This window comes from Cupriavidus sp. 09_S30, assembly GCF_056930435.1.
In genome coordinates this window covers 2733008-2754130 of the sequence record NZ_JBXOWI010000001.1, presented here as the reverse complement: position 1 = coordinate 2754130, position 21123 = coordinate 2733008, and the positions used below count along the sequence as shown (strand labels likewise).

Annotated in this window: 18 protein-coding genes and 1 riboswitch; of the genes, 6 read left to right on the top strand and 12 right to left on the bottom strand. The window is 68.9% G+C overall.

What is annotated here, in order from left to right; all coding sequences use genetic code 11:
• The first annotated feature begins 12 nt into the window (after positions 1 to 12).
• Entirely contained in the window at positions 13 to 1212 is a 1200-nt protein-coding gene (locus AC1Z3O_RS13030; RefSeq protein WP_483516137.1) for a urate hydroxylase PuuD, read from the top strand.
• 186 nt (positions 1213 to 1398) lie between these two features.
• Here the strand turns inward: AC1Z3O_RS13030 and AC1Z3O_RS13025 are convergent, their stop codons facing one another.
• The 8 genes from AC1Z3O_RS13025 to xdhA all read right to left on the bottom strand — a co-directional run bounded on the left by AC1Z3O_RS13025 (position 1399) and on the right by xdhA (position 11930).
• A complete protein-coding gene (locus AC1Z3O_RS13025) occupies positions 1399 to 1812 on the bottom strand; it encodes a hypothetical protein (RefSeq protein WP_483516136.1) in 414 nt (137 codons plus the stop codon).
• A gap of 146 nt (positions 1813 to 1958) precedes the next feature.
• On the bottom strand, positions 1959 to 2543 hold the full coding sequence (locus tag AC1Z3O_RS13020) for a TMEM165/GDT1 family protein (protein ID WP_483516135.1): 585 nt from the start codon (positions 2541 to 2543) through the stop codon (positions 1959 to 1961).
• 53 nt (positions 2544 to 2596) lie between these two features.
• Positions 2597 to 2808: riboswitch (yybP-ykoY riboswitch) on the bottom strand.
• Positions 2809 to 2880: 72 nt separating this feature from the next.
• Positions 2881 to 4044: a fatty acid desaturase gene (locus AC1Z3O_RS13015; RefSeq protein ID WP_483516134.1), complete on the bottom strand. Its 1164-nt coding sequence runs from the start codon at positions 4042 to 4044 to the stop codon at positions 2881 to 2883.
• A 193-nt stretch (positions 4045 to 4237) separates the two neighbouring features.
• Positions 4238 to 5584 carry a guanine deaminase gene (guaD, locus tag AC1Z3O_RS13010; protein ID WP_483516133.1) on the bottom strand — a complete coding sequence of 449 codons (1347 nt, stop codon included), beginning with the start codon at positions 5582 to 5584 and terminating at the stop codon, positions 4238 to 4240.
• Between the two features lie 70 nt (positions 5585 to 5654).
• Positions 5655 to 6698 carry an adenosine deaminase gene (locus AC1Z3O_RS13005; protein ID WP_483516132.1) on the bottom strand — a complete coding sequence of 348 codons (1044 nt, stop codon included), beginning with the start codon at positions 6696 to 6698 and terminating at the stop codon, positions 5655 to 5657.
• A 29-nt stretch (positions 6699 to 6727) separates the two neighbouring features.
• Positions 6728 to 7741 carry a xanthine dehydrogenase accessory protein XdhC gene (gene xdhC / locus AC1Z3O_RS13000; RefSeq protein ID WP_483516131.1) on the bottom strand — a complete coding sequence of 338 codons (1014 nt, stop codon included), beginning with the start codon at positions 7739 to 7741 and terminating at the stop codon, positions 6728 to 6730.
• A 307-nt stretch (positions 7742 to 8048) separates the two neighbouring features.
• Positions 8049 to 10406 carry a xanthine dehydrogenase molybdopterin binding subunit gene (xdhB, locus tag AC1Z3O_RS12995; RefSeq protein ID WP_483516130.1) on the bottom strand — a complete coding sequence of 786 codons (2358 nt, stop codon included), beginning with the start codon at positions 10404 to 10406 and terminating at the stop codon, positions 8049 to 8051.
• A gap of 12 nt (positions 10407 to 10418) precedes the next feature.
• Positions 10419 to 11930: a xanthine dehydrogenase small subunit gene (gene xdhA / locus AC1Z3O_RS12990; protein WP_483516129.1), complete on the bottom strand. Its 1512-nt coding sequence runs from the start codon at positions 11928 to 11930 to the stop codon at positions 10419 to 10421.
• Positions 11931 to 12157: 227 nt separating this feature from the next.
• Here xdhA and AC1Z3O_RS12985 point away from each other — a divergent pair, with 227 nt between their 5' ends.
• The 5 genes from AC1Z3O_RS12985 (at position 12158) to AC1Z3O_RS12965 (ending at position 18011) form a co-directional block, all read left to right on the top strand.
• Entirely contained in the window at positions 12158 to 13093 is a 936-nt protein-coding gene (locus AC1Z3O_RS12985) for a LysR substrate-binding domain-containing protein (RefSeq protein ID WP_483516128.1), read from the top strand.
• 205 nt (positions 13094 to 13298) lie between these two features.
• On the top strand, positions 13299 to 13910 hold the full coding sequence (locus AC1Z3O_RS12980; RefSeq protein ID WP_483516127.1) for a DUF4126 domain-containing protein: 612 nt from the start codon (positions 13299 to 13301) through the stop codon (positions 13908 to 13910).
• A 271-nt stretch (positions 13911 to 14181) separates the two neighbouring features.
• A complete protein-coding gene (locus AC1Z3O_RS12975; RefSeq protein WP_483516126.1) occupies positions 14182 to 16824 on the top strand; it encodes an ABC transporter permease in 2643 nt (880 codons plus the stop codon).
• An 89-nt stretch (positions 16825 to 16913) separates the two neighbouring features.
• Entirely contained in the window at positions 16914 to 17354 is a 441-nt protein-coding gene (locus AC1Z3O_RS12970) for a group II truncated hemoglobin (RefSeq protein ID WP_483516125.1), read from the top strand.
• A 48-nt stretch (positions 17355 to 17402) separates the two neighbouring features.
• A complete protein-coding gene (locus tag AC1Z3O_RS12965; RefSeq protein ID WP_483516124.1) occupies positions 17403 to 18011 on the top strand; it encodes a DUF924 family protein in 609 nt (202 codons plus the stop codon).
• 27 nt (positions 18012 to 18038) lie between these two features.
• On the opposite strand, the gene AC1Z3O_RS12960 is transcribed toward AC1Z3O_RS12965, so the two are convergent.
• The 4 genes from AC1Z3O_RS12960 to AC1Z3O_RS12945 form a co-directional block, all read right to left on the bottom strand.
• Positions 18039 to 18623 (bottom strand): LOG family protein, encoded by a 585-nt coding sequence (locus tag AC1Z3O_RS12960; RefSeq protein WP_483516123.1) that lies wholly within the window; start codon positions 18621 to 18623, stop codon positions 18039 to 18041.
• Positions 18620 to 19318, bottom strand: coding sequence for a TetR/AcrR family transcriptional regulator (locus AC1Z3O_RS12955; RefSeq protein ID WP_483516122.1), 699 nt, complete (start codon positions 19316 to 19318; stop codon positions 18620 to 18622). Before AC1Z3O_RS12955 ends, AC1Z3O_RS12960 begins: the two co-directional genes overlap by 4 nt.
• 110 nt (positions 19319 to 19428) lie before the next feature.
• A complete protein-coding gene (locus AC1Z3O_RS12950) occupies positions 19429 to 19926 on the bottom strand; it encodes a diacylglycerol kinase (protein ID WP_483516121.1) in 498 nt (165 codons plus the stop codon).
• Positions 19823 to 20965 (bottom strand): glycosyltransferase family 4 protein, encoded by a 1143-nt coding sequence (locus AC1Z3O_RS12945; RefSeq protein WP_483516120.1) that lies wholly within the window; start codon positions 20963 to 20965, stop codon positions 19823 to 19825. Before AC1Z3O_RS12945 ends, AC1Z3O_RS12950 begins: the two co-directional genes overlap by 104 nt.
• Positions 20966 to 21123: the final 158 nt, after the last annotated feature.

Sequence of the window (21123 nt, the reverse complement as noted above, 5' to 3'; positions counted from 1 at the left end):
AGGAGACAAGTCATGGAAGGCTATATTCTCGACTGGGCCAATCTGCTGCTGCGCTGGCTGCATGTGATCACCGCCATCGCCTGGATCGGTTCTTCTTTCTACTTCGTCTGGCTGGACAACAGCCTGACCAAGCCGACCGCCCCCGACCTGAAGGAGAAGGGCGTCGATGGCGAGCTGTGGGCCGTGCACGGCGGCGGCTTCTACAACCCACAGAAGTACCTGCTCGCGCCCAAGCAACTGCCGGAGAACCTGCACTGGTTCTACTGGGAATCGTATTCCACCTGGATGTCCGGCTTCGCGCTGCTGGTGGTGCTCTACCTGTTCAATGCCAGCACCTTCCTGATCGACAAGAATGTGTTCGACATGTCGCCGGGCGCCGCGGTGGGCTTCGCGGTCTCCTACCTGCTGATCGGCTGGATCGTCTATGACTGCATCTGCCGCATCTTCAGCAAGAGCGACGCCACGGTAGGCGTGCTGGTGGCGCTGTACGTGGTGGCGGCGGCCTTCGTGGCCTGCCACGTGTTCTCGGGCCGCGCGGCGTTCCTGCTGACCGGCGCCATGATTGCGACCATCATGAGCGCCAACGTGCTGGTGTGGATCATCCCGGGACAGCGCAAGGTGGTGGCGGCGCTGAAGGCGGGCCAGCCGGCGGATCCGATCCACGGCAAGCGCGGCAAGCAGCGCAGCGTGCATAACACCTATTTCACGCTGCCGGTGCTGTTCGCCATGCTGTCCAACCACTACAGCATGACCTACAGCTACAAGTACAACTGGCTGGCGCTGGTGATGATCATGGCGGCCGGTGTCTTTATCCGCCAGTTCTTCATCCTGAAGCACAAGGGCAAGATCAATATCGCCTGGCCGGCGGTGGGCGTCGCCCTGCTGGCCGGCGTGGCGGTGATGATCGCCCCGCAGCCGCGGCCTGCGGTGGCCGCCAACGAGGCGGCCAACCAGGTCAGCTTTGCCAAGGTGCAGGAGATCATCAACGCCCGCTGCGTGCAGTGCCACGCTGCCCAGCCGAAGATGATGCCGACCGCGGCCAAGGGCATCATGTTCGACTCGGCGGACGAGATCAAGGCGCACGCCCAGCTGATCTATCAGCAGGCGGTGCAGCAGAAGACGATGCCGCTGGGCAATGTCACGCAGATCACGGATGACGAGCGCGCGCTGCTGGGGCAGTGGTTCGAGGGCGGCGCCAAGACGGCCAACTGAGCGACCAACTGAGCGGGCGGCCAGCAGGCCGGTCGCCTGCCAGATGCCGATGATGGAATTGACAGTTCGGTGATCGATGGCCCGCCGGCCGCCCGTGAGGGCAGCCGGCAGCATGGGCCGGAGAGGGTTTGAACGGGGCGTTTCGCCCCGTTTTTTTGGTCCGCGCTAGCGGGGCGGTCCGCCCGCTCAGCCGTGCCAGTGGCCCTGGACCCAGCCCCAGCCGCCGCCGGCCTCGTAGCGCCAGACCCAGTGGCCCGGCACCCAATAGGCGCGCGGTGCGGGCTGGATCGTGACCTGCTCGACGATCACGGGCGGCATGGGCGGCACGGCCTGCTGCACCCACTTGCCGTGCACCCAGAGCCAGTCGTTGCCGGCCCACTTCCAGTGGCCGGGGACCCAGTTCCAGCCGTAGCCGGGCGAAGCGCCGCGGTCCTCGTGCACGATCGGGGGCATGACGCGCACTGCCTGGTGCGGGGGCGGCGCCGGCTCGTGGACAACCACCGTACGTTCAGTCACGCAGCCGCTCAATATTGCGGCCGCCGCCAGCGCGATCGCCGCGGCCTGTGCGGCCCGGCGCAGGCCGCTTGTCTTGTTCGGCATCAGTCCTTCTCCTCATCAAGGGTCGTTATGCCCGGGCAGCGTGGCGAATGACGCTGCTGCGCCGGTGCTGCTCCACATAACGGGTGAAGGTGCCGAAGTAGCGACAACAAGTTGTAAGTACGCGTTTCCGTGCCTGCGGAAGCAAGTCAGGCCGCCGAGGCGCCGACGTTGAGCAGTGCCAGCACGCCCAGCACCACGAAGATGCCGGCGGCGATCTTGTGCACCAGGCCGATCGGCATCTTGTCGGCGAAGCGGCCGCCCAGCAGCACTGCCGGCACGTTGGCCAGCATCATGCCGAAGGTGGTGCCCGCAACCACGGCCACGATCGTGTCGCTGAACCGCGCGCCCAGCGCCACGGTGGCGATCTGGGTCTTGTCGCCCATCTCGGCGAAGAAGAAGGCGATGATGGTAGTGCCCAGGATGCCCAGCGCGCCGCGCACCGGCTTGGCTTGCTCGACGTCGTCCAGCTTGTCGGGGATCAGCATCCAGGCCGCCATGGCAATGAAGCCCAGGCCAAGGATCCAGCGCAGCAGGCTAGGGCCCACCATGTGGGTGATCCAGCCGCCCAGGGCGCCGGCAAAGCCGTGGTTGACCAGTGTGGCGATCAGGATGCCGAGGATGATGGGAATGGGGCGGCGATAGCGCGCTGCCAGCACGAGAGACAGCAACTGTGTCTTGTCGCCCATTTCGGCGAGGGCGACGATACCCGTGGACACGAGGAAGGCTTCCATTTTTCTTCAAGTAACCGGGCCGGACGCATCTGCGAGATGCCAATGACGCACGCCTTCCCCGGCCCTGTCCGGAAAAGCGACGTCATCGGTCTCGCCAGGCCATGGACGCGGGCCGTGCCGGAAGGCGGGCCAGGGTCCGGAAGCTGCGCACGCCATAACCGCAAGCGGTCAAGTCTGTTGACGTACGCCTCCGCGTTCCGGCTCCCGCGTTGCGCGGGACGGTGACGGCGGAGCGGCTACTCCCCAATGGAAGCCCGGATTATAGCGGCGGCAGCGCGGGCAAGTCCACTGCCGCCTGTTGTTCGCGCGCGGCACAGGGCCGCGCGCGGCCGGGTGCTCAGGCGGGCACCGGCGCGTTTTCGCTGGTCTGGCGGCCGCGGAAGTCGGTCCAGCACAGGGCCTTGAAATCGTACAGCTTGCAGCGGCGCGCGGTGTCGAAGTACCAGCGCCAGGAGAAGTTCTCGACGATGATGCGGCCGGGCAGCGCGTGTTCCAGCACGCTCTGGGCGCGCTTCAGGTGGTACAGCGGCACGCTCATGTCGACGTGGTGGGCGGTGTGCTCCATGATGTGGTGCAGCGCCGCGCCGATGCCGTAGCGGAAGCGCAGGTGAACGGTGGTCGAGACGAAGGGCTGGGCGCGCGCCCACATTGCCTTGGTCTCGTACCAGGCCACGCTGGCATGGGTGTGGTGCACGTAGAGCACGAAGCCGACGGTGACGTTCCAGACCAGGAAGGGCACGACGAACCCCATCATCAGCAGCATCCAGCCTGACTGGCCGGTTGCCGAGGCCAGCCACAGCAGAGCACCGATCCACGCCGCGCCGAATGCCGCCACCAGCACACAGTCCCACTTGAAGATGGCGCGGCGCGAGGGCATCTGGCGCTTGCTGGGGAAGAACATCTTCAGCCACCAGATCTCGATCAGGTAGTACAGGCCCGGGCCGAAGCCGGTGCGGTAGATGCGTTCCAACACGCGGCGCCAGCGCGGCAGCGCGCGGAACTCTTCCAGCGAGTAGGGCGCCCAGACGAAGTCGAAACCCTTCAGGTTGGTGTAGCCGTGGTGCACCACGTTGTGGCCCACTTCCCACAGGCTGTAGGGCGTCAGCGACGGCAGGAAGGTCAGCCGGCCCAGCCACTTGTTCAGCCCGCGCCGGGGCGTCAGGCTCTGGTGGCAGGCGTCATGGCCGATGATGAAGAGGCGGGCGATCAGCACGCCGGCGACGATGCCGAGTCCGAGCTTGGCGGCCCAGTGCTGGATCAGCACGATGCCGGCCAGCGTGGCGAAGAACAGCGCGCTATCGAGCAAGGTCAGCGCCACGGGCAGCGGCGTGGTGCGCGGTCCCAGCGGGATCAGCCAGCTCCGGATGATCTTGCGCGCGGGCAGTGGCGCCTCCGGGGCGATGGGCTCGGGCAGGGCCGGCTTCCGGCTCGCGCCTGGTGCCGGCGCGGCGGCGGTGTCTGGGTAGGGCTCCATGGCCCTGGCTTGCAGCTTGGCAGTCATGCGGAATTCTTCCAAGGTCAGGGACGCGCCGCGATCAGGCTGCGCCGCGGGCATTTGCCCACGGCGCCGGCAGGCGCGCCGGGAAGCGACAGCTTAGAAGCCCCGCCGAATGGGGGTGTTGACCAGGGTCAAGCGAGGTGGCCGGCGCACGGCAGCCGCCGCTTTGCGGCGGGGCCGACTGCGCCGGAAATGCCTAATGAGACATCCCTGCCGGCTCGCCCATCACATAGACGCTGTCGATCACCCGATCGTCGCCCAGCATGGCGAAGGCGAAGAGCTGCTCTTCCAGCGTCTCGGAGCGGGCGCTGCGGCGCGCGATCAGCGGCGTGGCCTGCGGGTCGAGCACGATGAAGTCGGCCTCGCAGCCTGCGGCGAAGCTGCCCACGCGGTCGGACCAGCCCAGCGCGTCGGCAGCCGCGCGCGTAGCGAGGTAGAACATGCGCAGCGCGGTCAGGTGGTAGCCGCCCATGCGCGCCACCTTGTGTGCGGCGTTCATCGTGCGCAGCATCGAGAAGGAGGTGCCGCCGCCCACGTCGGTGGCCAGGGTGACGTTGAGCCGGTTGGCGTCGGACTGGTGGAAGTCGTAGAAGCCGCTGCCCAGGAACAGGTTGGAGGTGGGGCAGTGCGCCACCGCCGCGCCGCTGTCGGCCAGGCGCCGGCGGTCGTCCTGGTCCAGGTAGATGGCGTGGCCGTACAGCGCGCCCGGGCGCAGCAGGCCGTAGCGGTCGTAGACGTCCAGGTAGCTGCGCGCATCGGGGAACAGCTCGGCCGCCCACTTGACCTCGTCGCGGTTCTCCGCCACGTGGGTCTGGATGAAGGCGTCAGGGTAGGCGCGTGCCAGTTCGGCGCAGGCGGCCAGCTGCGCCTCGCTGGAGGTGGGCGCGAAGCGCGGTGTGATCGCATACGACAGCCGGCCCTTGCCGTGCCAGCGCGACAGCAGCTCGGCCGATTCGCGCGCGCCGGATTCGGCCGTGTCGCGCAGGAACTCGGGGCAGTTGCGGTCCATCAGCACCTTGCCGGTGACCATGCGCAGGTTGCGGCTCGCGCTTTCGGCGAACAAGGCGTCGGCCGAGGCGGCGTGCACCGTGCTCCAGACCACGGCGCTGGTGGTGCCGTTGCGCAGCAGCTCGTCGGCGAAGAAGCCCGCCACGCCGCGCGCGTAGTCGGGATCGGCGAAGCGGCGCTCCTCGGGGAAGGTGTAGGTTTCGAGCCAGTGCAGCAGGCCCGGCGACGGCGAGGCGATGATGTCCGTCTGCGGGTAGTGCACGTGGGTGTCGATGAAGCCCGGCACGATCAGCTTGCCGCGGTGGTCGGTCACCTGCGCGTCGGCGGGGATCTCGGCCGCCAGGCGGGCGTAGTCGCCCGCGGCCACGATGCGGCCGGCGCGGATGATCAGCAGACCGTCCTCCCAGTACTGATAGGCGTCCTCGTGGAACTGCGGGTCGCGCTGGAAATGCAGCACGCGGCCGCGCACGGCCTGCGTGCTGTTGATGCCGCTGGTGCCGCTGGCGTCGGACGGGTTGGCGGGAGTGGTCGTCATGACTTGGTCTTTAGGGGCCGGCGGCGCGGGCCGCAGCCCGGGCACGCCGGTGTCTTGGAATGAGCCTCGCTCAGGCCGCGGGCGGCGTGGCGGGCGGCGATCGCCAGAAGTGGTCCACTTCGGCGAGGAAGTCGGCCTTCTGCGCTGCCGGCAGGAAGGCCGCCTCGAAACTGTTGCGCGCCAGCTTGTGGGCATCGGCCGCGTCCAGCGGCAGGGCGTCGAAGACGGCTTCCCAGTTGGCGTTCATGTAGCCGCCGAAATAGGCGGGGTCGTCGGAATGCAGCGTCACCGCCACGCCGGCATCGAGCAGCTTCTTGAGCGAGTGATCGCGCAGGTCGGGATAGACCTTGAGCTTCTGGTTGGACAGCGGGCACACGGTCAGCGCCACGCGCTCGCGCGCGAGGCGCTCGACCAGCGCGGGGTCGTCGATGGCGCGCACGCCGTGGTCGATGCGTTCGACCTTGAGCAGGTCGAGCGCGTCGCGCACGTAGCCGGCCGGGCCTTCCTCGCCGGCGTGCGCCACCAGGTGCAGTCCCAGCTCGCGCGCGCGGGCGAACACGCGGGCGAATTTCTCAGGCGGGTTGCCCTGTTCGGAAGAGTCCAGGCCCACGCCGATGAAGCGGTCGCGGAAGGGCAGCGCCGCTTCCAGCGTGGCGAAGGCGTCTTCCTCGCTCAGGTGGCGCAGGAAGCAGAGGATCAGGCTGCTGGAGAAGTCGAACTCGGTGCGTGCCTGCGCCAGGGCGTCGGCGATGCCGTCGATCACGGTGGAGATGGGCACGCCGCGCGCGGTATGCGTCTGCGGGTCGAAGAAGATTTCGGCATGGCGCACATTGTCCGCCACCGAGCGGCGGATGTAGTCCATGGTCATGTCGAAGAAGTCTTCCTCGGTCAGCAGCACGCTGGCGCCGGCATAGTAGATGTCGAGGAAGGACTGCAGATCGGTGAAGGCGTAGGCCTGGCGCAGCGCCTCGACGCTGGCGTAGGGCAGCTTGACCTGGTTGCGCTGGGCGAGCTGGAAGATGCGCTCGGGTTCGAGCGTGCCTTCGATATGGACGTGCAGTTCCGCCTTGGGGCTGCGGCGGATGCGTTCGGCGAGCGCGGCGTCGATGGTCATGGGGGCCTCTGATGATTGCCCGGCGAAAGTCACCGGGTGACGGGTTGCGCCATCCCTTCTGGCTGCCTGGTGCGCGCGGTCAGGGCGGCAAGCCGCTGATCGCGCACCTGGAGCAGTTGGGCGACGATGGCAACCGCAATCATAGCTGGAGCCTTATCGGTGATGCCGGCGACGCCGATCGGGCAGGTCATCTCGGCAAGCCGCGCGCTGTCCACGCCACGCTCGGCCAGGCGGTGTTCGAAGCGGGCGCGCTTGGTCTTCGAGCCGATCAGGCCAAAGTAGGCGAAGTCGCGCCGCTTGAGGATCTGCTCGCACAGCGTGAGGTCGAGCGCATGGCTGTGCGTCATCACCAGGAAGTACGTGCCGCGCGGCGCGGCGTCGACTTCCGCCTCGGGCGTGTCGGTGGCCTCGGCGTGCACGTTGCCGGGCAGGCCGGGCGGGAACAGCGTGTCGCGCTCGTCCACCCAGCGCACGCGGCAGGGCAGGTTGGCCAGCACCTTGACCAGCGCGTGGCCGACGTGGCCGGCGCCGAACAGCACCACCTGCATCTCGTCCGAGACCAAGGTGTCGCTCCAGCTGCCGTCGGCATGCAGCGTGACCGCCGGCGCCACCGCGCGGCTGGGCGCATGGCGCGCGGGCCCGGCCGGCGGCACCGCGCGTTGCAGCGCCTCGCCGCGCGCGAAGGCGGCCTCGACGGCGTCGAGCCAGGGCAGGTCGGCCGCGCCCAGCACCTCGAAGGCGAGCTGGACCACGCCGCCGCAGCACTGGCCCAGGGCCGGCCCCAGCGGAATGCGCTCGATGCGGCGCGCGGGGGAGGGCGCGCCCGCCAGCATCGCGCGCGCAATCTCCATGCCGCGCCATTCGAGATGGCCACCGCCGATGGTGCCGACCAGCTCCTCGCGCGTCACCAGCATGCGCACGCCGGGCTCACGCGGCGCCGAGCCCTTGACCTCGACGATGGTGACCATCGCCACGGGCACGCCGGCGCGCACCCAGCGGGCGGCATCGGCGAAGCGGAAGGGTTTGAGCGGGGCGTCCTGCATGGTTCGGTCTCTGGGTGCGGCGTTCGCGGGGTTATCGGTCGGGCTGCTTGCGGTGCTGGTTGCAGTACGAGGTCACGGGCGCGAGGTCACGGGCGTTGCGATGTGGTGGTGGCTCTTGCCGGCGCCTGCCCTCTCCCCCGGCCCCTCTCCCACCGTGTGGGAGAGGGGAGCAAACCGGGAGCAGGGGAAGTGCCCGAGGTTTTCTCCCTTCTCCCGCTTGCGGGAGAGGGGCGGGGGAGAGGGCCGGCGCTCGCAGCCGCGTCAGCACGCAAACTGCCAGCGCCTCCCCGTCACTCGTGTCATTCCATCATCCTTTCGTTGCCGCCACCGCCTCCCTCACCGCATCCGCGGCATCAAGGATCGCCTCGCTGGTGGCAGGCGCCACCAGCGGCGGGTTGATCCGGTAGTCGCCCAGTGCCGCCACCGCGTCGCGGATCGCGAAGAACACCGAGAAGGGCAGCAGCAGCGGCGGCTCGCCCACGGCCTTGGAGCGGTGGATGCTGTCTTCGACGTTGCGGTTCTGGTAGAGCCGCACATTGAACGCTTCCGGGCAGTCGTTGACGGTCGGGATCTTGTAGGTGGAAGGCGCGTGCGTCATCAGCTTGCCGTCCTGGTTCCACCACAGCTCCTCGGTGGTCAGCCAGCCCATGCCCTGGATGAAGGCGCCTTCCACCTGGCCGATGTCGATGGCCGGGTTCAGCGAGCGGCCCGCGTCATGCAGTACGTCGGCGCGCAGCAGCCGCCATTCGCCGGTCAGCGTGTCCACCAGCACCTCGGAGCAGGCCGCGCCGTAGGCGAAGTAGTAGAAGGGCCGGCCCTGCAGCTTGCTCTGGTCCCAATGCAGCTTGGGCGTGGTGTAGAAACCGTCGGACCACAGCTGGACTCTTGACAGGTAAGCCTGTCGCGCCAGCTCCTCGAAGGGCAGGCGCAGTTCTCCGGCGACCACCAAGTCGTCGCCGAAGCGGACCTCGTCCTCGGCCACGCCGGCCTTGCGCGCGGCGAAGGCGGCCAGGCGCTCACGGATCTGGCGTGCCGCATCCTGCGCCGCCTTGCCGTTCAGGTCGGCGCCAGTGGAGGCGGCGGTGGCCGAAGTGTTGGCGACCTTGCTGGTGTCGGTCGCACTGCAGCGCACGCGCTCCAGGCGGATGCCCAGCTCGTGCGCCACCACCATCGCCACCTTGGTGTTCAGGCCCTGGCCCATTTCGGTGCCGCCGTGGTTCACCAGCACCGAGCCGTCGTTGTAGACGTGCACCAGCGCACCGGCCTGGTTGAAGTGCGCCACGTTGAAGGAAATGCCGAACTTCACCGGGGTGAGGGCAATGCCCTTCTTCAGCACCGGGCTGGCCGCGTTGAAGGCGCGAGTGGCGGCGCGGCGCGCACGGTACTCGCTGCTGGCCTCGAGTTCGTCGAGCAGTTCGTGGATGACGTTGTCTTCCACCGTCTGGCCGTAGGGCGTGACGTTGCGCTCGGTCTTGCCGTACAGGTTGGCGCGGCGCACGTCGAGCGCATCGCGGCCCACGGCGCGGGCGACGTTGTCGAGGATGTATTCCATGGCGAAGGCGCCCTGCGGGCCGCCGAAGCCGCGGAAGGCGGTGTTGCTCTGCGTGTTGGTCTTGCCGCAGTAGCCGTCGATCTGCACGTGCGGCAGCCAGTAAGCGTTGTCGAAGTGGCAGATCGCGCGGGTCATCACCGGGCCGGACAGGTCGGCCGAGAAGCCGGCGCGCGACACCATCTCCACCTGCACGCCCTCGATGCGGCCGTCGGCATCGTGGCCCACCGCGTAGTCGAAGACGAAGTCGTGGCGCTTGCCGGTGATCATCATGTCGTCGTCGCGGTCGGGGCGCAGCTTGACCGGGCACATCAGCTTCCAGGCCGCCAGCGCGGCGCAGCAGGCGAACAGCGCCGACTGCGATTCCTTGCCGCCGAAGCCGCCGCCCATGCGGCGGCACTCCACCAGCACCTGGTGGACGTGCCAGCCCAGCATATGGGCGATGGCGTGCTGCATCTCGGTGGGATGCTGGGTGGAGCACCAGACGTGCATGCCGTCGTTTTCCTTGGGCACGGCGTAGGAGATCTGGCCTTCGAGGTAGAACTGTTCCTGGCCGCCCAGGCGGATATTGCCGGCCTCGCGGCACGCGGCCGCGGCGATGTGCGCGGCCGGCTCGCCGCGCTTCAGGTGCATCGGCGGCAGCACGTAGCTGCCCGCTGCGTGTGCGGCCTCGGGCGACAGCACCGGCGGCAGGTCTTCGTATTCGATCTCGCCCAGCCGCGCCGCGCGGCGCGCCGCGTCATACGAGGTGGCGACCACCAGGAAGACCGGCTGGCCGATGAACTTCACTTCGCCGGTGGCCAGGATGGGGTCGTCATGGATGATCGCGCCGCACTCGTTGGCGGCGGGGATGTCCGCCGCCGTCAGCACGGCGACCACGCCGCGCGCGGCGCGCACCTTGTCGAGCGAGATGGATTTGATGCGGGCATGGGCGCGCGTGCTCATGCCCAGGGCCGCATGCAGCGTGCCTGCCAGCTCGGGGATGTCGTCGGTGTAGGTGGCAGTGCCGGCCACGTGCAGGTGGGCGGACTCGTGAGGACGCGAGATGCCGACCTGCGGCGTGGTTTCCGCGGCCACGCTTTCATCGAGCAGGAAGGGTTCGGTTTGCTTGTTCATGCCGGTCACTCCTTAGACACTGGCGGCGAGCGTACAGGCGCTGGCACCGGCGCCGGGGGCGCGGACGTTGACGCTGGTGGCGGGCAGGGCGTCCTCGCGCGTTTCCAGCCAGAAGCGGTAGAGCAGGTTGGCGGCGCCGCGCGCCCGGTAGGAGGCGGTGGCGCGCATATCGGTGAGCGGCGCGTAGTCCTGGCCCAGCGCGGCCATGCCGGCGCGCGCCGTGGCCTCGTTCCAGGGCTGGCCGGCGAGCGCGGCTTCCGCGGCGGCGGCACGCCTGGGCGTGGCGGCCATGCCGCCGAAGGCGATGCGCGCGCGGCGCACGATGCCGTCCTCGACGTCGATGGCGAAGGCCGCGCAGACTGCCGAGATGTCCTCGTCGAAGCGCTTGGACAGCTTGTAGGTGCGGAAATGCGCCGGGCCCTCCAGCGGCACGCGCAGCGCGGCAACGAACTCGCCTTCCGTCATGGCGGTCTTCTGGTAGGCCAGGTACAGGTCTTCCAGCGGCAGCGTGCGGCGCGTTTCACCGCACTGCAGCACCACCTCGGCGCCCAGCGCGATCAGCGCTGGCATGGAATCGCCGATCGGCGAGCCGTTGGCGATATTGCCGCCCAGCGTGCCGGCGTTGCGGATCGGCAGCGAGGCGAATCGCTTCCACATCTCTTCCAGTTCGGGATGATGGGCCGTGAGCGCGGCGTAGGCCGGCTCCAGCGGCACTGCGGCGCCGATCTCGAGCATGCCGTCGCGCGGCTCGATGTAGTACAGGTCGCGCACCTGGCCCACATAGAGCAGGTCGCCCAGCTCGCGGAATTGTTTGGTGACCCACAGCCCCACGTCGGTGCTGCCGGCCAGGATGCGGATGCCCGGCTGGGCCGCCTTGATGGCGGCGAAGGCGGAGGCGGTGCGCGGCGCATGGAAGTGCTGGCCGTTGGCGCTGTAGTGGAAGGTGCCGTCGCGGCGCAGGCCGCGCAGGGCCTCGGCGATGGTGCTCGGCTCGAGCTTGCCCGGCTGCGGCGCGGGCAGCGCCATCATGCGCTGGCCGGCGTCGATGATGGGCCGGTAGCCGGTGCAGCGGCACAGGTTGCCGGTGAGCGCGTCGCAGATGGTGCTGCGCGCGGGGGCGTCGCCGCCCGGCGTGTACTGCTGGTACAGCGCCCACAGCGACATGACGAAGCCCGGCGTGCAGAAGCCGCACTGCGAGCCATGGCATTCCACCAGCGCTTCCTGCACCGGGTGCAGGGTGCCGTCGGCCTGGCGCAGGTCCTCGACCGTGATCAGGGCCTTGCCGTCCAGCGTGGGCAGGAACTGGATGCAGGAATTGACCGCCTTGAAGGCGACCTGGCCGTCGTCCTGCAGCTCGCCGATGACCACGGTGCAGGCGCCGCAGTCGCCCTCGGCGCAGCCCTCCTTGGTGCCGGTGCAGCGCGCGTCCTCGCGCAGGTACTGCAGCACGGTGCGGGTGATGGGGGCGTTCGCGACTTCCTGGATCTGGCCGCGATGATAGAAGCGGATGGGTTGCGTCTCCATGGTCTCGTATTCCGTCTTGAGCCTCGTGTTATGGCGTGAAACATAGCATCGGGCCATGTCCAGCAATATTCGGCCCAGGTGATGTGCGCCATCAACGAGAAACCCGGCCATCCAGGGTGCGTGCGGATTGACCGCCTGCCGGGTCCCTCACTTACACTATGCGCCGTTCCCACTCTCCTCGCCACCTCCGGCCCAGCCTGGTCCCAGCGGGCTCCGGGGCGCCCGCCATGCACGGACGCGACCATCTCGATACCTATCTGCTGCGGGTGTTGCATACCCTGCTCACCGAGCAGAGCGTGACCCGCACCGCCGTGCGCCTCGGGCAATCGCAGCCCGCCATCAGCAATACCCTGAAGCGCCTGCGCGAGATCACCGGGGACGCCATTCTGGTGCGCGGCAAAAGCGGCATGGTGCCGACCGAGCGCGGCCGCGAACTGCTGCAGCTGGCCGAGCAGAGCCTGGCGGCGATGGACCGCATCGCGCGCCCGCCGCAGCAGTTCGACCCCGCCACCACCACGCGCACCTTCCACCTGGGCGCCCCGGACTACCTGGACGCTTTCTTCCTACCCAATATCGTGGAGCGGGTGCGGCGGCTGGCGCCGGGCGCCAAGCTGTTCGTGCACGCGATGACCGCCGGCGGCGACTTCCTGGAAGACCTGGAGCAGGGCCAGCTCGATATCGTGATCGGCAACTGGCTGTCGCCGCCCGAGCACCTGCATATCTCGCCGCTGTTCGACGACGAGGTGGTGTGCATGCTCGGCGCCCAGCATCCGCTGGCGCGCAAGGGGCTGACGCTCAAGCACTACCTGGAGATGCCGCACCTGGCCCCGGCGCCCTATGCTTCGATGCAGCGCAGCATGATCGACCAGGCCCTGGCCGAGCAGGGCTACAAGCGCAATATCCAGGTCACGCTGCCGTACTTCGGGCTGGTGCCCTACGTGCTGATGAAGACCGACATGGTGTTCACCACCGGCCGCCAGTTCGCCGCGCACTATGCGCAGTATCTGCCGATCCGCATGGTGGCCTCGCCGGTGGCGTTTCCGCGCATGCGTTTCTACCAGCTCTGGCACGAGCGCTGCCACGCGGCGCCCGACGTGCTCTGGCTGCGCCGCATGATCGCCGAGGTGGCGGCGGACCTGCCGCAGGCACCTGGGGCCGCCTGAGGTCGCCTAAGGTCGCTTCAGGCCATTTCAGGCCATTTCAGGCCATTTCAGGCCGCTTGAGGCTGCCTGAGGTCTCCTGAGACGGATCGTGCTCATGGGCGCATCATTGCAGCCGCCGCACCGCGCCTGAGGCGGTGCCCGATCCGGTTTACACTGCATTCAGCGGCAATCCCGCCGCTCGAATGCACCCAATGCAAGGAGCGCCATGCTGGAAACGGCCGCACTGGCAGCCGGGCTGTCCTGGACCAGCGGATTCCGCCTCTATCTGGCCGTGTTCACGGCGGGCCTGCTTGCGCGCCTGGGCTGGCTGCACCTGCCGCCGGGGCTGCAGCCGCTGACATCGTGGTGGGTGCTCGGCCTGGCTGCGGCGCTCGCGCTGGCCGAGTTCCTGGCCGATAAGATGCCGGGTTTCGATTCGGTCTGGGACAGCGTCCAGACCTTCATACGCATCCCCGCCGGCGCGATCCTGGCCGCGGCTGCCTTCGGCCAGCTCGATCCGCAATGGGTGGTCGCGGCCGGGCTGGCGGGCGGCACGCTGGCCGGCACCGCGCATGCGGTCAAGGCGGGCACGCGCGCCCTGATCAATGTATCGCCCGAGCCGTTCTCCAACTGGGTTGCCTCGTTCACCGAGGATCTCGGTGCCGCCGGCGGCCTGCTGCTGTCCTTTTTCCTGCCGGTGCTGTTCCTGGTCCTGCTGCTGTTCTTCCTGCTGCTGGCCGCGTGGCTGCTGCCACGCCTGTGGCGCGGCGTGCGCCGCCTGCACGGTGCGCTGGGCAGGGCGGCGGGCAAGGCGCGGGAGCCGGTCCGGCGCGAGTAAGAAGCGCTATCAAAATGATTCTGGCGTCGTTGCGCGGCCTTGCCGTACTAGTTGTACTGTCTGCGGCCGCGCGCCTAGCCAGAACCGCTTCGCTTCATTTTGATAGCGCTTCTAAGGCCGGCCGGAGAAAGGCAGGGCAGGGGCGGGCTCCAGGCCGCTGCCACGGCCGGGCTGCTCCCTCCGCGCCGTGCCCCGATCGCCACGGTTTCACCGGGTTTGCCGATTCCCCTCATACCACCGACACCACTGCTCCACCTGCCGATTGCCGACGATGTCCAAACCGCCACGCCTGCCTTCGCTTCCGCCGTCAGCCGCCTTTGCACCGGCCGCCGCGTCCTCGCCGCGCTTTTCCGCCTGGCGCCAGGCGCTGCGCATGGCGCGGCGCGACTGGCTGGCCGGGGAGCTGAACCTGCTGCTGTTCGCCGTGGTGCTGGCGGTGGCGGCGCTCTGCAGCGTCGGCTTCCTGGCCGACCGCATGCGGCTGGGGCTTGAGCGCGACGCGCGCCAGATGATCGGCGCGGACGTGCTGCTGGTCGCGGACCAGCCTTTTCCAGCCGCCTTCACCGAGCATGCCAGGCAGGCCGGGCTGGCGGTGGCCCAGACCGTGACCTTCCCGAGCATGGCGACGGCGCGCCCGGCGAAGGCGGCATCCGCTGCAGCCGCTGCGTCCGCGGCATCCGGCACAGCGGCGGCCGCAACGAGCCGGCTGGCGGCGCTCAAGGCGGTCAGCCCCGGCTATCCGCTGCGCGGCAAGCTCAAGACGAGCGCGGCACCCGGCGAAGCAGAACAAACGGCCGACGGCATCCCCGCGCCGGGCACGGTGTGGGTCGACGAGGCGCTGCTGGACGCGCTGGGCTTGCGCATGGGCGACACCATCCAGCTCGGCAGCCGCGGCTTCCGCATCGCGCGCATCATCACGCAGGAACTGGACCGCGGTGCCGGCTTCATGAACTTCGCGCCGCGCGTGATGCTGCCGCTGTCGGACCTGGACAGTACCGGCCTGATCGGCTGGGGCAGCCGCGTCAGCTACCGGCTGCTGGTGGCGGGCGCAGACCCGGCCGCGGCCGCGTTCCAGCAATGGGCCAAGGCCGAAATCGAACGGCTCGGCCTGCGCAATATGCGGGTGGAATCGCTGGAGACGGGCCAGCCGCAGATGCGTGCCACGCTGGACCGGGCCGAGCGCTTCCTGTCGCTGGTGGCCGTGTTGTCGGCAATGATCGCGGCGGTGGCGATTGCCATGTCGGCGCGCCGCTACGTGCAGCGCCATACGGACGCCTGCGCGGTCTACAAGTGCCTGGGCCTGTCGCGCCGGCAGATCCTGCTCGCCTTCGCGCTGGAGTTCCTGCTGATCGGCCTGGCCGGCTCCGCGGCTGGCGTGGCGCTGGGCTACCTGGCTCATCATGGGCTGCTGCTGTCGCTGGGCGGGCTGCTGACCGTGACCTTGCCGCCGCCGTCGCCGCGGCCGGCCGCGCTCGGCCTGCTGTCCGGGCTGGTGCTGCTGGCCGGCTTCGCGCTGCCGCCCTTGCTGGCGTTGACCCGCGTGTCGCCCCTGCGCGTGCTGCGGCGGGACCTGGGCCTGCCGCCGGTGTCGGCCTGGGTGGCCTACGCACTCGGGCTCGGCGCCTTCGGCGCGCTGCTGCTGGCGGCCGCGCGCGACCTCAAGCTCGGCTTGCTGACGGCAGGCGGCTTCCTTGCCGCGGGCGTGCTGTTCGGGCTGCTCTCGCTGGCGGCGCTGGCCGCGCTGGCGAAGCTGCTGCGCGGGCGCACGGGAGCAGGCCTGGCGGGCGTCGGCTGGCGCTTTGCGCTGGCCGTGCTGGAGCGCCGCCGCGGCGTCACCGTGCTGCAGACTGTAGCGCTGGCGATAGGGCTGATGGCGCTGCTGCTGCTGGGCATGACACGCAGCGACCTGATCGCGTCTTGGCGGGGCGCCACGCCGGCCGACGCACCGAACCGATTCATCATCAACATCCAGCCCGACCAGCGCGAGCCGCTGCGCGCCAAGCTGGCGGGCGCCGGCATCCAGGACCTGCTGTATCCGATGGTGCGCGGCCGCCTGACCCATATCGCGGGCCGTGCCGTGACCGGCGCGGACTATCCGGCGGAGCGCGCGCGCAATCTGGTCGAGCGCGAATTCAACCTCTCCTATACCGATGCGCTGCCCGAGGGCAACCGTATCGTCGCCGGCACCTGGCAAAACGGCCACCTGGCCGGCGCCTCGGTGGAGCAGGGCATCGCCGACACGCTGGGCATCCGGCTGGGCGACACCCTGCGCTTCGACGTCGCGGGGCAGCAGGTGGAGGCGAGGGTGACGTCGCTGCGCAAGCTGGACTGGAGCTCGATGCGGGTCAACTTCTTCGTGATCCTGCCGCCCGCGCTGATGCATGGCATGCCTGAGACCTATATCACCGCGTTCCACCTGCCACCCGCGCAGGCGCCGCTGGAGAACCGGCTGGTCGCCGCCTTCCCCAACATCACGGTGGTGAACACCGAGCTGATCCTGCGCCAGGTGCAGCAGGTGCTCGACCAGGTCATCGCCGCCGTGGAGTTCCTGTTCGCCTTCACGCTGGTGGCCGGCGTGACCGTGCTGTACGCGGCGCTGTCCGGCACGCGCGACGAACGCCGGCGCGATGCGGGCCTGCTCAAGGCGCTGGGCGCCTCGGCCGCGCTGGTGAGGCAGATCCAGTACGCCGAGTTCCTGGTGGTCGGCGCGCTGGCCGGCCTGCTGGCCAGCCTGGGGGCGATCGCCGTGGGCTGGGGGCTGGCTACCCACGTATTCGAGTTTCCTTACCGCCTCAATCCATGGATCGTGCCGGCCGGGGTGGCGGCGGGAGCCCTTTGCGCCCTGGCCGGCGGCTGGCTCGGGCTGCGCGAAGTGCTGCGGCAGCCGGCGCTGGCCACGCTGCGCGATGCCTGAGGCAGGCCGGCGCGGCGCTTGCGCTGATCCACGGCCTGGCGCCAATGCCCGTATCATGGCGGCATTTCCAAGCGATTCGATTTCACGGCATGACGAGTACCGAACCCAGCGGCGCCCCCGAGAGCGGCCAAAACGAGGAAACCAGCAAGGAAACCAGCGCCTATGAACTGGTCGGCGGCGAGGCGCGGGTGCGCGAGCTGGTCGACCGCTTCTACGACCTGATGGACCTGGAGCCGGAATTCGCCGGCCTGCGCGCACTGCACCCGGCCTCGCTCGACGGTTCGCGCGACAAGCTGTTCTGGTTCCTGTGCGGCTGGCTCGGCGGCCCCAACCACTTCATCGAGCGTTTCGGCCATCCGCGCCTGCGCGCACGCCACCTGCCGTTCGAGATCGGCACCAGCGAGCGCGACCAATGGATGCGCTGCATGGCGCTGGCCATGCAGGACGTCGGATTGCCCGAGCCCCTGCAGCTGCGCCTGATGCAGGCCTTCTTCCAGACCGCGGACTGGATGCGCAACGTCACGCGCTGAAAGCGGGCCCCCAACGCTTGCCCATTCGATTCGAGGAGACAGCAAGGCATGACGGATACGCTACCCGCCACGGCACGGCGCGTGCTCGACTTCTGGTTCGGTACGCCCGGGGCGCCCGCCTGGAACACTTCGCGCCGCGAATGGTTCAGCAAGTCGGATGCCTTTGATCGGCACATCCGCGACGCCTTTCTGGTCGACTGGGAAGCCGCGGCCGGTCCCGGCGGCGCGCAGCAGGACGCGGCCTGGGCGCACTGCCCGGAAGGCGCCTGCGCGCGCATCGTGCTGCTCGATCAGTTCCCGCGCAATATGTTCCGCGGCGAGGCGCGCAGCTTCGCCACCGACGCGCGCGCGCTGGCACTGGCGCAGCAGGCCGTGGCAAGTGGCGCCGACCTGCGCCTGCCTACCGCCTGGCACAGGATGTTCTGCTACATGCCCTTCGAGCACGCCGAGGACCGCGCCGCCCAGGCCGATTCGGCGCGCCTGACGCGCCGGCTGCGGGACGACAGCGGCGGCGAGGTCGACACCGTCGAATGGGCGGACAAGCACCAGGTCATCATCGAACGCTTCGGTCGCTTCCCGCATCGCAATGCGGTGCTGGGGCGGGAGAGTTCAGCCGAGGAAGCCGCCTTCCTGCGCGAGCCGGGCTCGTCGTTCTGAGCCGGCGGGGCGGCTCAATGCGCGGGCTCAGGTCTGCTCGCGCTTTTCCTGCCACTTGTCCACGGTCACGCGCGGCGCCTGCTCGAGCTTGCCGAGCAGGCCCAAGGGCGTGGCGTCCACGTGCAGCAGGTCGGCGTGGACCTGCTTGAGGAAGCCTTCCTGCACGGCGTGCGCGATAAAGCCGAGCATGCCGTCGTAGAAGCCCGCCACATTGAGCAGGCCAATGGGTTTGGCGTGGTAGCCGAGCTGCTGCCAGGTCACCGTCTCGAACAGTTCTTCGAAGGTGCCCACGCCGCCGGGCATGGCGATGAAGGCGTCGGCGCGGTCTGCCATCATCTGCTTGCGTTCGTGCATATTGCGCACCACGTGCAGCTCGCTCAGGCCGCGATGGCCGACTTCCTTGTCCAGCAGCGCTTGCGGGATGATGCCGATGGCGGTGCCGCCATGGGCCATCACCGCGTCGGCGATGATGCCCATCAGGCCGACCTTGCCGCCGCCATAGACGAGGGACAGGCCGCGCTCGGCCAGTGCCTGGCCGAGCGCGCGGGCCTGCTCCGCATATTCGGGGCGGTTGCCGGGGCTGGAGCCGCAATACACGCAGATGGATTTCACTTCTGTTCCTTGCTGGTCTGTGCGTCCTTGGCGGCCGCGTACTCGCGCGCGAGCTGGTCGAAGGCGTCGCGCGCCTTGCCGCGCAGATAGGGCGCGAGGATGGAGAAGATGTGGTAGCTGGACCCGTGCAAATAGCCGCGGATGCGCTCGGGGTCGTTGTACTGGCGCGGGTGCTGCACGAACTGGAACGACAGCCAGTAGGTGGCGACCACCACGATATTGGTGCAGACAGCCTCCACCTGCTCGGGCGTGGCCTCCATCTCGCCGTCCTCGAGGAACTGCCGGCAGATGGCCTGGGCGAAACGCTTCTTCTGCTCGACGATGCGCTTGAAGTTGGTTTCCAGCATCCGGTTGCGCGCCAGCAGGTCGTTGATGTCGCGGTACAGGAAGCGGTAATTCCACATGAAGACCGACATGTACTGCAGATAGCCCCAGCTTTCGTCCAGCGTGGGCTTGTGATCATCGGGCAGCTTCAGGCGGCGCTCCATCTCCTGCTCGAACAGCACGAAGATGGAGTTGATGATGTCGTCCTTGTTGCGGAAGTGGTAGTACAGATTGCCGGGGCTGATCTCCATCGCCTCGGCGATGGTGGTCGTGGTGACATTGGGCTCGCCCAGTTCGTTGAACAGGCGCAGCGAGACGTCGAGAATGCGGTCCCGTGTGCGGCGGGGTCCGGATTGCGGTTTGGGTTCCATGGGCTGCCGGTGGATCGGGACGTGGGAGAGCGATTATAAGCAAACACCGCAGCGTGCCCGCCCGTTGTCTGCCTCTTGCCTGCCCCTTTCCGCCCCATTCCGCCAGGGCGTCAGAGCGCCCGCAGCCAGCCCGCCACCAGCGGCCCCACGATGGCGAGCCAGGTGCCGGCGCACAGGATCAGCGCCAGCATCACGGCCGCGCTACCGTAGTCCTTGGCGCGCTTGGACAGGCTGTTGCGCTCTAGCGAGATGCGGTCGACCGCGGCCTCGACGCTGGAATTGAGCAGTTCCACGATCAGCACCAGCAGCAGCGTGCCCAACAGCAGGATGCGCTCGACCACGCTGACCGGCGCCAGCAGCGCGCACGGCGTGAGGATGGCAACCAGCGTCAGCTCCTGGCGGAACGCGCTCTCTTCCAGCACCGCGTAGCGCAGGCCGGACAGGGAGTTGACCGCGGCGCGCCAAGCGCGCGCCAGCCCGCGATTGCCCTTGTAGGGGTTGTGCTCAATCGTGTATTCGGTGCTCGCCTCGGCCGGCGTTGGCACCGGCGTGGGTTCCGCCTTGGCCTTGATATGTGGCGGGACGGACTGCGGCTGCATTTTCGGCATGTTCTTGCGAGGTGCGTGGGGCCGGGGCATCGCCTTGGGCGACGGCCATCGGCCGCAAGTGGGACAGGAACTGCTCGGAAGCGGCGCGCCACGAGAACCGCTCGGCGTGCGCACGGGCGGTGGCGCGGTCGATGCGCAGCGCTTCCAGGCAGGCTTCACGCAGGTCTTCGTGCATCACGCCGGCACGGCTGTCACCCAGCACGTCGATGGGGCCGGTCACCGGATAGGCGGCCACCGGCAGCCCGCTGGCCAGCGCTTCCAGCAAGACCAGTCCGAAGGTGTCAGTGCGGCTCGGGAAGACGAAGACATCGGCTGAAGCATACACCTTGGCCAATTCGGGCTGGCTCAGCACACCCAGATAGCTGGCCCCGGGGTAGCGCGCGCGCAGGGAGGCCAGCGCAGGGCCGTCGCCCACGACCCATTTGGAGCCCGGCAGGTCGAGCGCCAGGAAGGCCTCCACGTTCTTCTCGACGGCCACGCGGCCCACGTAGAGGAAAATCGGGTGGGCTGTGTTGAGCACATTGGCGCGGCGCGAGGTGAAGACCTCGAGATCCACACCGCGCGACCACAGTACCGAGTGGCCGATGCCATAGCGGCACAGGTCGTCGAGCACTACCGGCGTGGGTGCCATCACCGCCCGGGCCGGGCCATGGAACCAGCGCAGGAAGCGGTAGGTCCAGGCCAGCGGCACGCCGAAGCGCGCCTGCACGTATTCCGGGAAGCGCGTGTGGTAAGCGGTCGTGAAGGGCATGCCGTCGCGCAGGGCATGGCGGCGCGCCGCCATGCCGAGCGGGCCCTCGGTGGCGATATGCAGCGCGTCCGGCGCGAAGGCCCGGATGCGCTCGGCCACCGCGCGGCCGGGCCGCAGCGACAGCCGGATCTCGGGGTAGGTCGGGCAGGGCACGGTGCGGAAGTCCAGCGGCGTGATCAGTTCCACCGTATGGCCCATCTCCTGCAGTTCGCGGCGCGTGGACTTGAGCGTGCGCACCACACCGTTGACCTGCGGTTCCCAGGCGTCGGTGACGATCAGGATCTTCATGCTGGCTCCTTGCGGCTTGGGCCGCCTATGTCGCGTATGTCGTCGCGTATGTCGCGTATGTCGCGCATGGACGTGTGCGACGTCCTGCGCGAACGCTGTGTTGTGAGTTGTGCAGGGCTGCCGCGCGTGCGGACCGGGCGGACCATGTGACCGAGGGC

What these genes read in the sequence shown, in the direction of transcription:
- AC1Z3O_RS12975 (WP_483516126.1), top strand. Translation starts at nt 14,182, where the DNA reads ATGTCCAAACCGCCACGCCTGCCTTCGCTTCCGCCGTCAGCCGCCTTT.
- guaD (WP_483516133.1), bottom strand. Translation starts at nt 5,584, where the DNA reads ATGACGACCACTCCCGCCAACCCGTCCGACGCCAGCGGCACCAGCGGC.
- xdhC (WP_483516131.1), bottom strand. Translation starts at nt 7,741, where the DNA reads ATGCAGGACGCCCCGCTCAAACCCTTCCGCTTCGCCGATGCCGCCCGC.
- AC1Z3O_RS13025 (WP_483516136.1), bottom strand. Translation starts at nt 1,812, where the DNA reads ATGCCGAACAAGACAAGCGGCCTGCGCCGGGCCGCACAGGCCGCGGCG.
- xdhA (WP_483516129.1), bottom strand. Translation starts at nt 11,930, where the DNA reads ATGGAGACGCAACCCATCCGCTTCTATCATCGCGGCCAGATCCAGGAA.
- AC1Z3O_RS12965 (WP_483516124.1), top strand. Translation starts at nt 17,403, where the DNA reads ATGACGGATACGCTACCCGCCACGGCACGGCGCGTGCTCGACTTCTGG.
- AC1Z3O_RS12985 (WP_483516128.1), top strand. Translation starts at nt 12,158, where the DNA reads ATGCACGGACGCGACCATCTCGATACCTATCTGCTGCGGGTGTTGCAT.
- AC1Z3O_RS12950 (WP_483516121.1), bottom strand. Translation starts at nt 19,926, where the DNA reads ATGCCGAAAATGCAGCCGCAGTCCGTCCCGCCACATATCAAGGCCAAG.
- AC1Z3O_RS13015 (WP_483516134.1), bottom strand. Translation starts at nt 4,044, where the DNA reads ATGACTGCCAAGCTGCAAGCCAGGGCCATGGAGCCCTACCCAGACACC.
- AC1Z3O_RS12955 (WP_483516122.1), bottom strand. Translation starts at nt 19,318, where the DNA reads ATGGAACCCAAACCGCAATCCGGACCCCGCCGCACACGGGACCGCATT.
- AC1Z3O_RS12980 (WP_483516127.1), top strand. Translation starts at nt 13,299, where the DNA reads ATGCTGGAAACGGCCGCACTGGCAGCCGGGCTGTCCTGGACCAGCGGA.
- AC1Z3O_RS12945 (WP_483516120.1), bottom strand. Translation starts at nt 20,965, where the DNA reads ATGAAGATCCTGATCGTCACCGACGCCTGGGAACCGCAGGTCAACGGT.
- AC1Z3O_RS13005 (WP_483516132.1), bottom strand. Translation starts at nt 6,698, where the DNA reads ATGACCATCGACGCCGCGCTCGCCGAACGCATCCGCCGCAGCCCCAAG.
- AC1Z3O_RS13020 (WP_483516135.1), bottom strand. Translation starts at nt 2,543, where the DNA reads ATGGAAGCCTTCCTCGTGTCCACGGGTATCGTCGCCCTCGCCGAAATG.
- AC1Z3O_RS13030 (WP_483516137.1), top strand. Translation starts at nt 13, where the DNA reads ATGGAAGGCTATATTCTCGACTGGGCCAATCTGCTGCTGCGCTGGCTG.
- AC1Z3O_RS12970 (WP_483516125.1), top strand. Translation starts at nt 16,914, where the DNA reads ATGACGAGTACCGAACCCAGCGGCGCCCCCGAGAGCGGCCAAAACGAG.
- xdhB (WP_483516130.1), bottom strand. Translation starts at nt 10,406, where the DNA reads ATGAACAAGCAAACCGAACCCTTCCTGCTCGATGAAAGCGTGGCCGCG.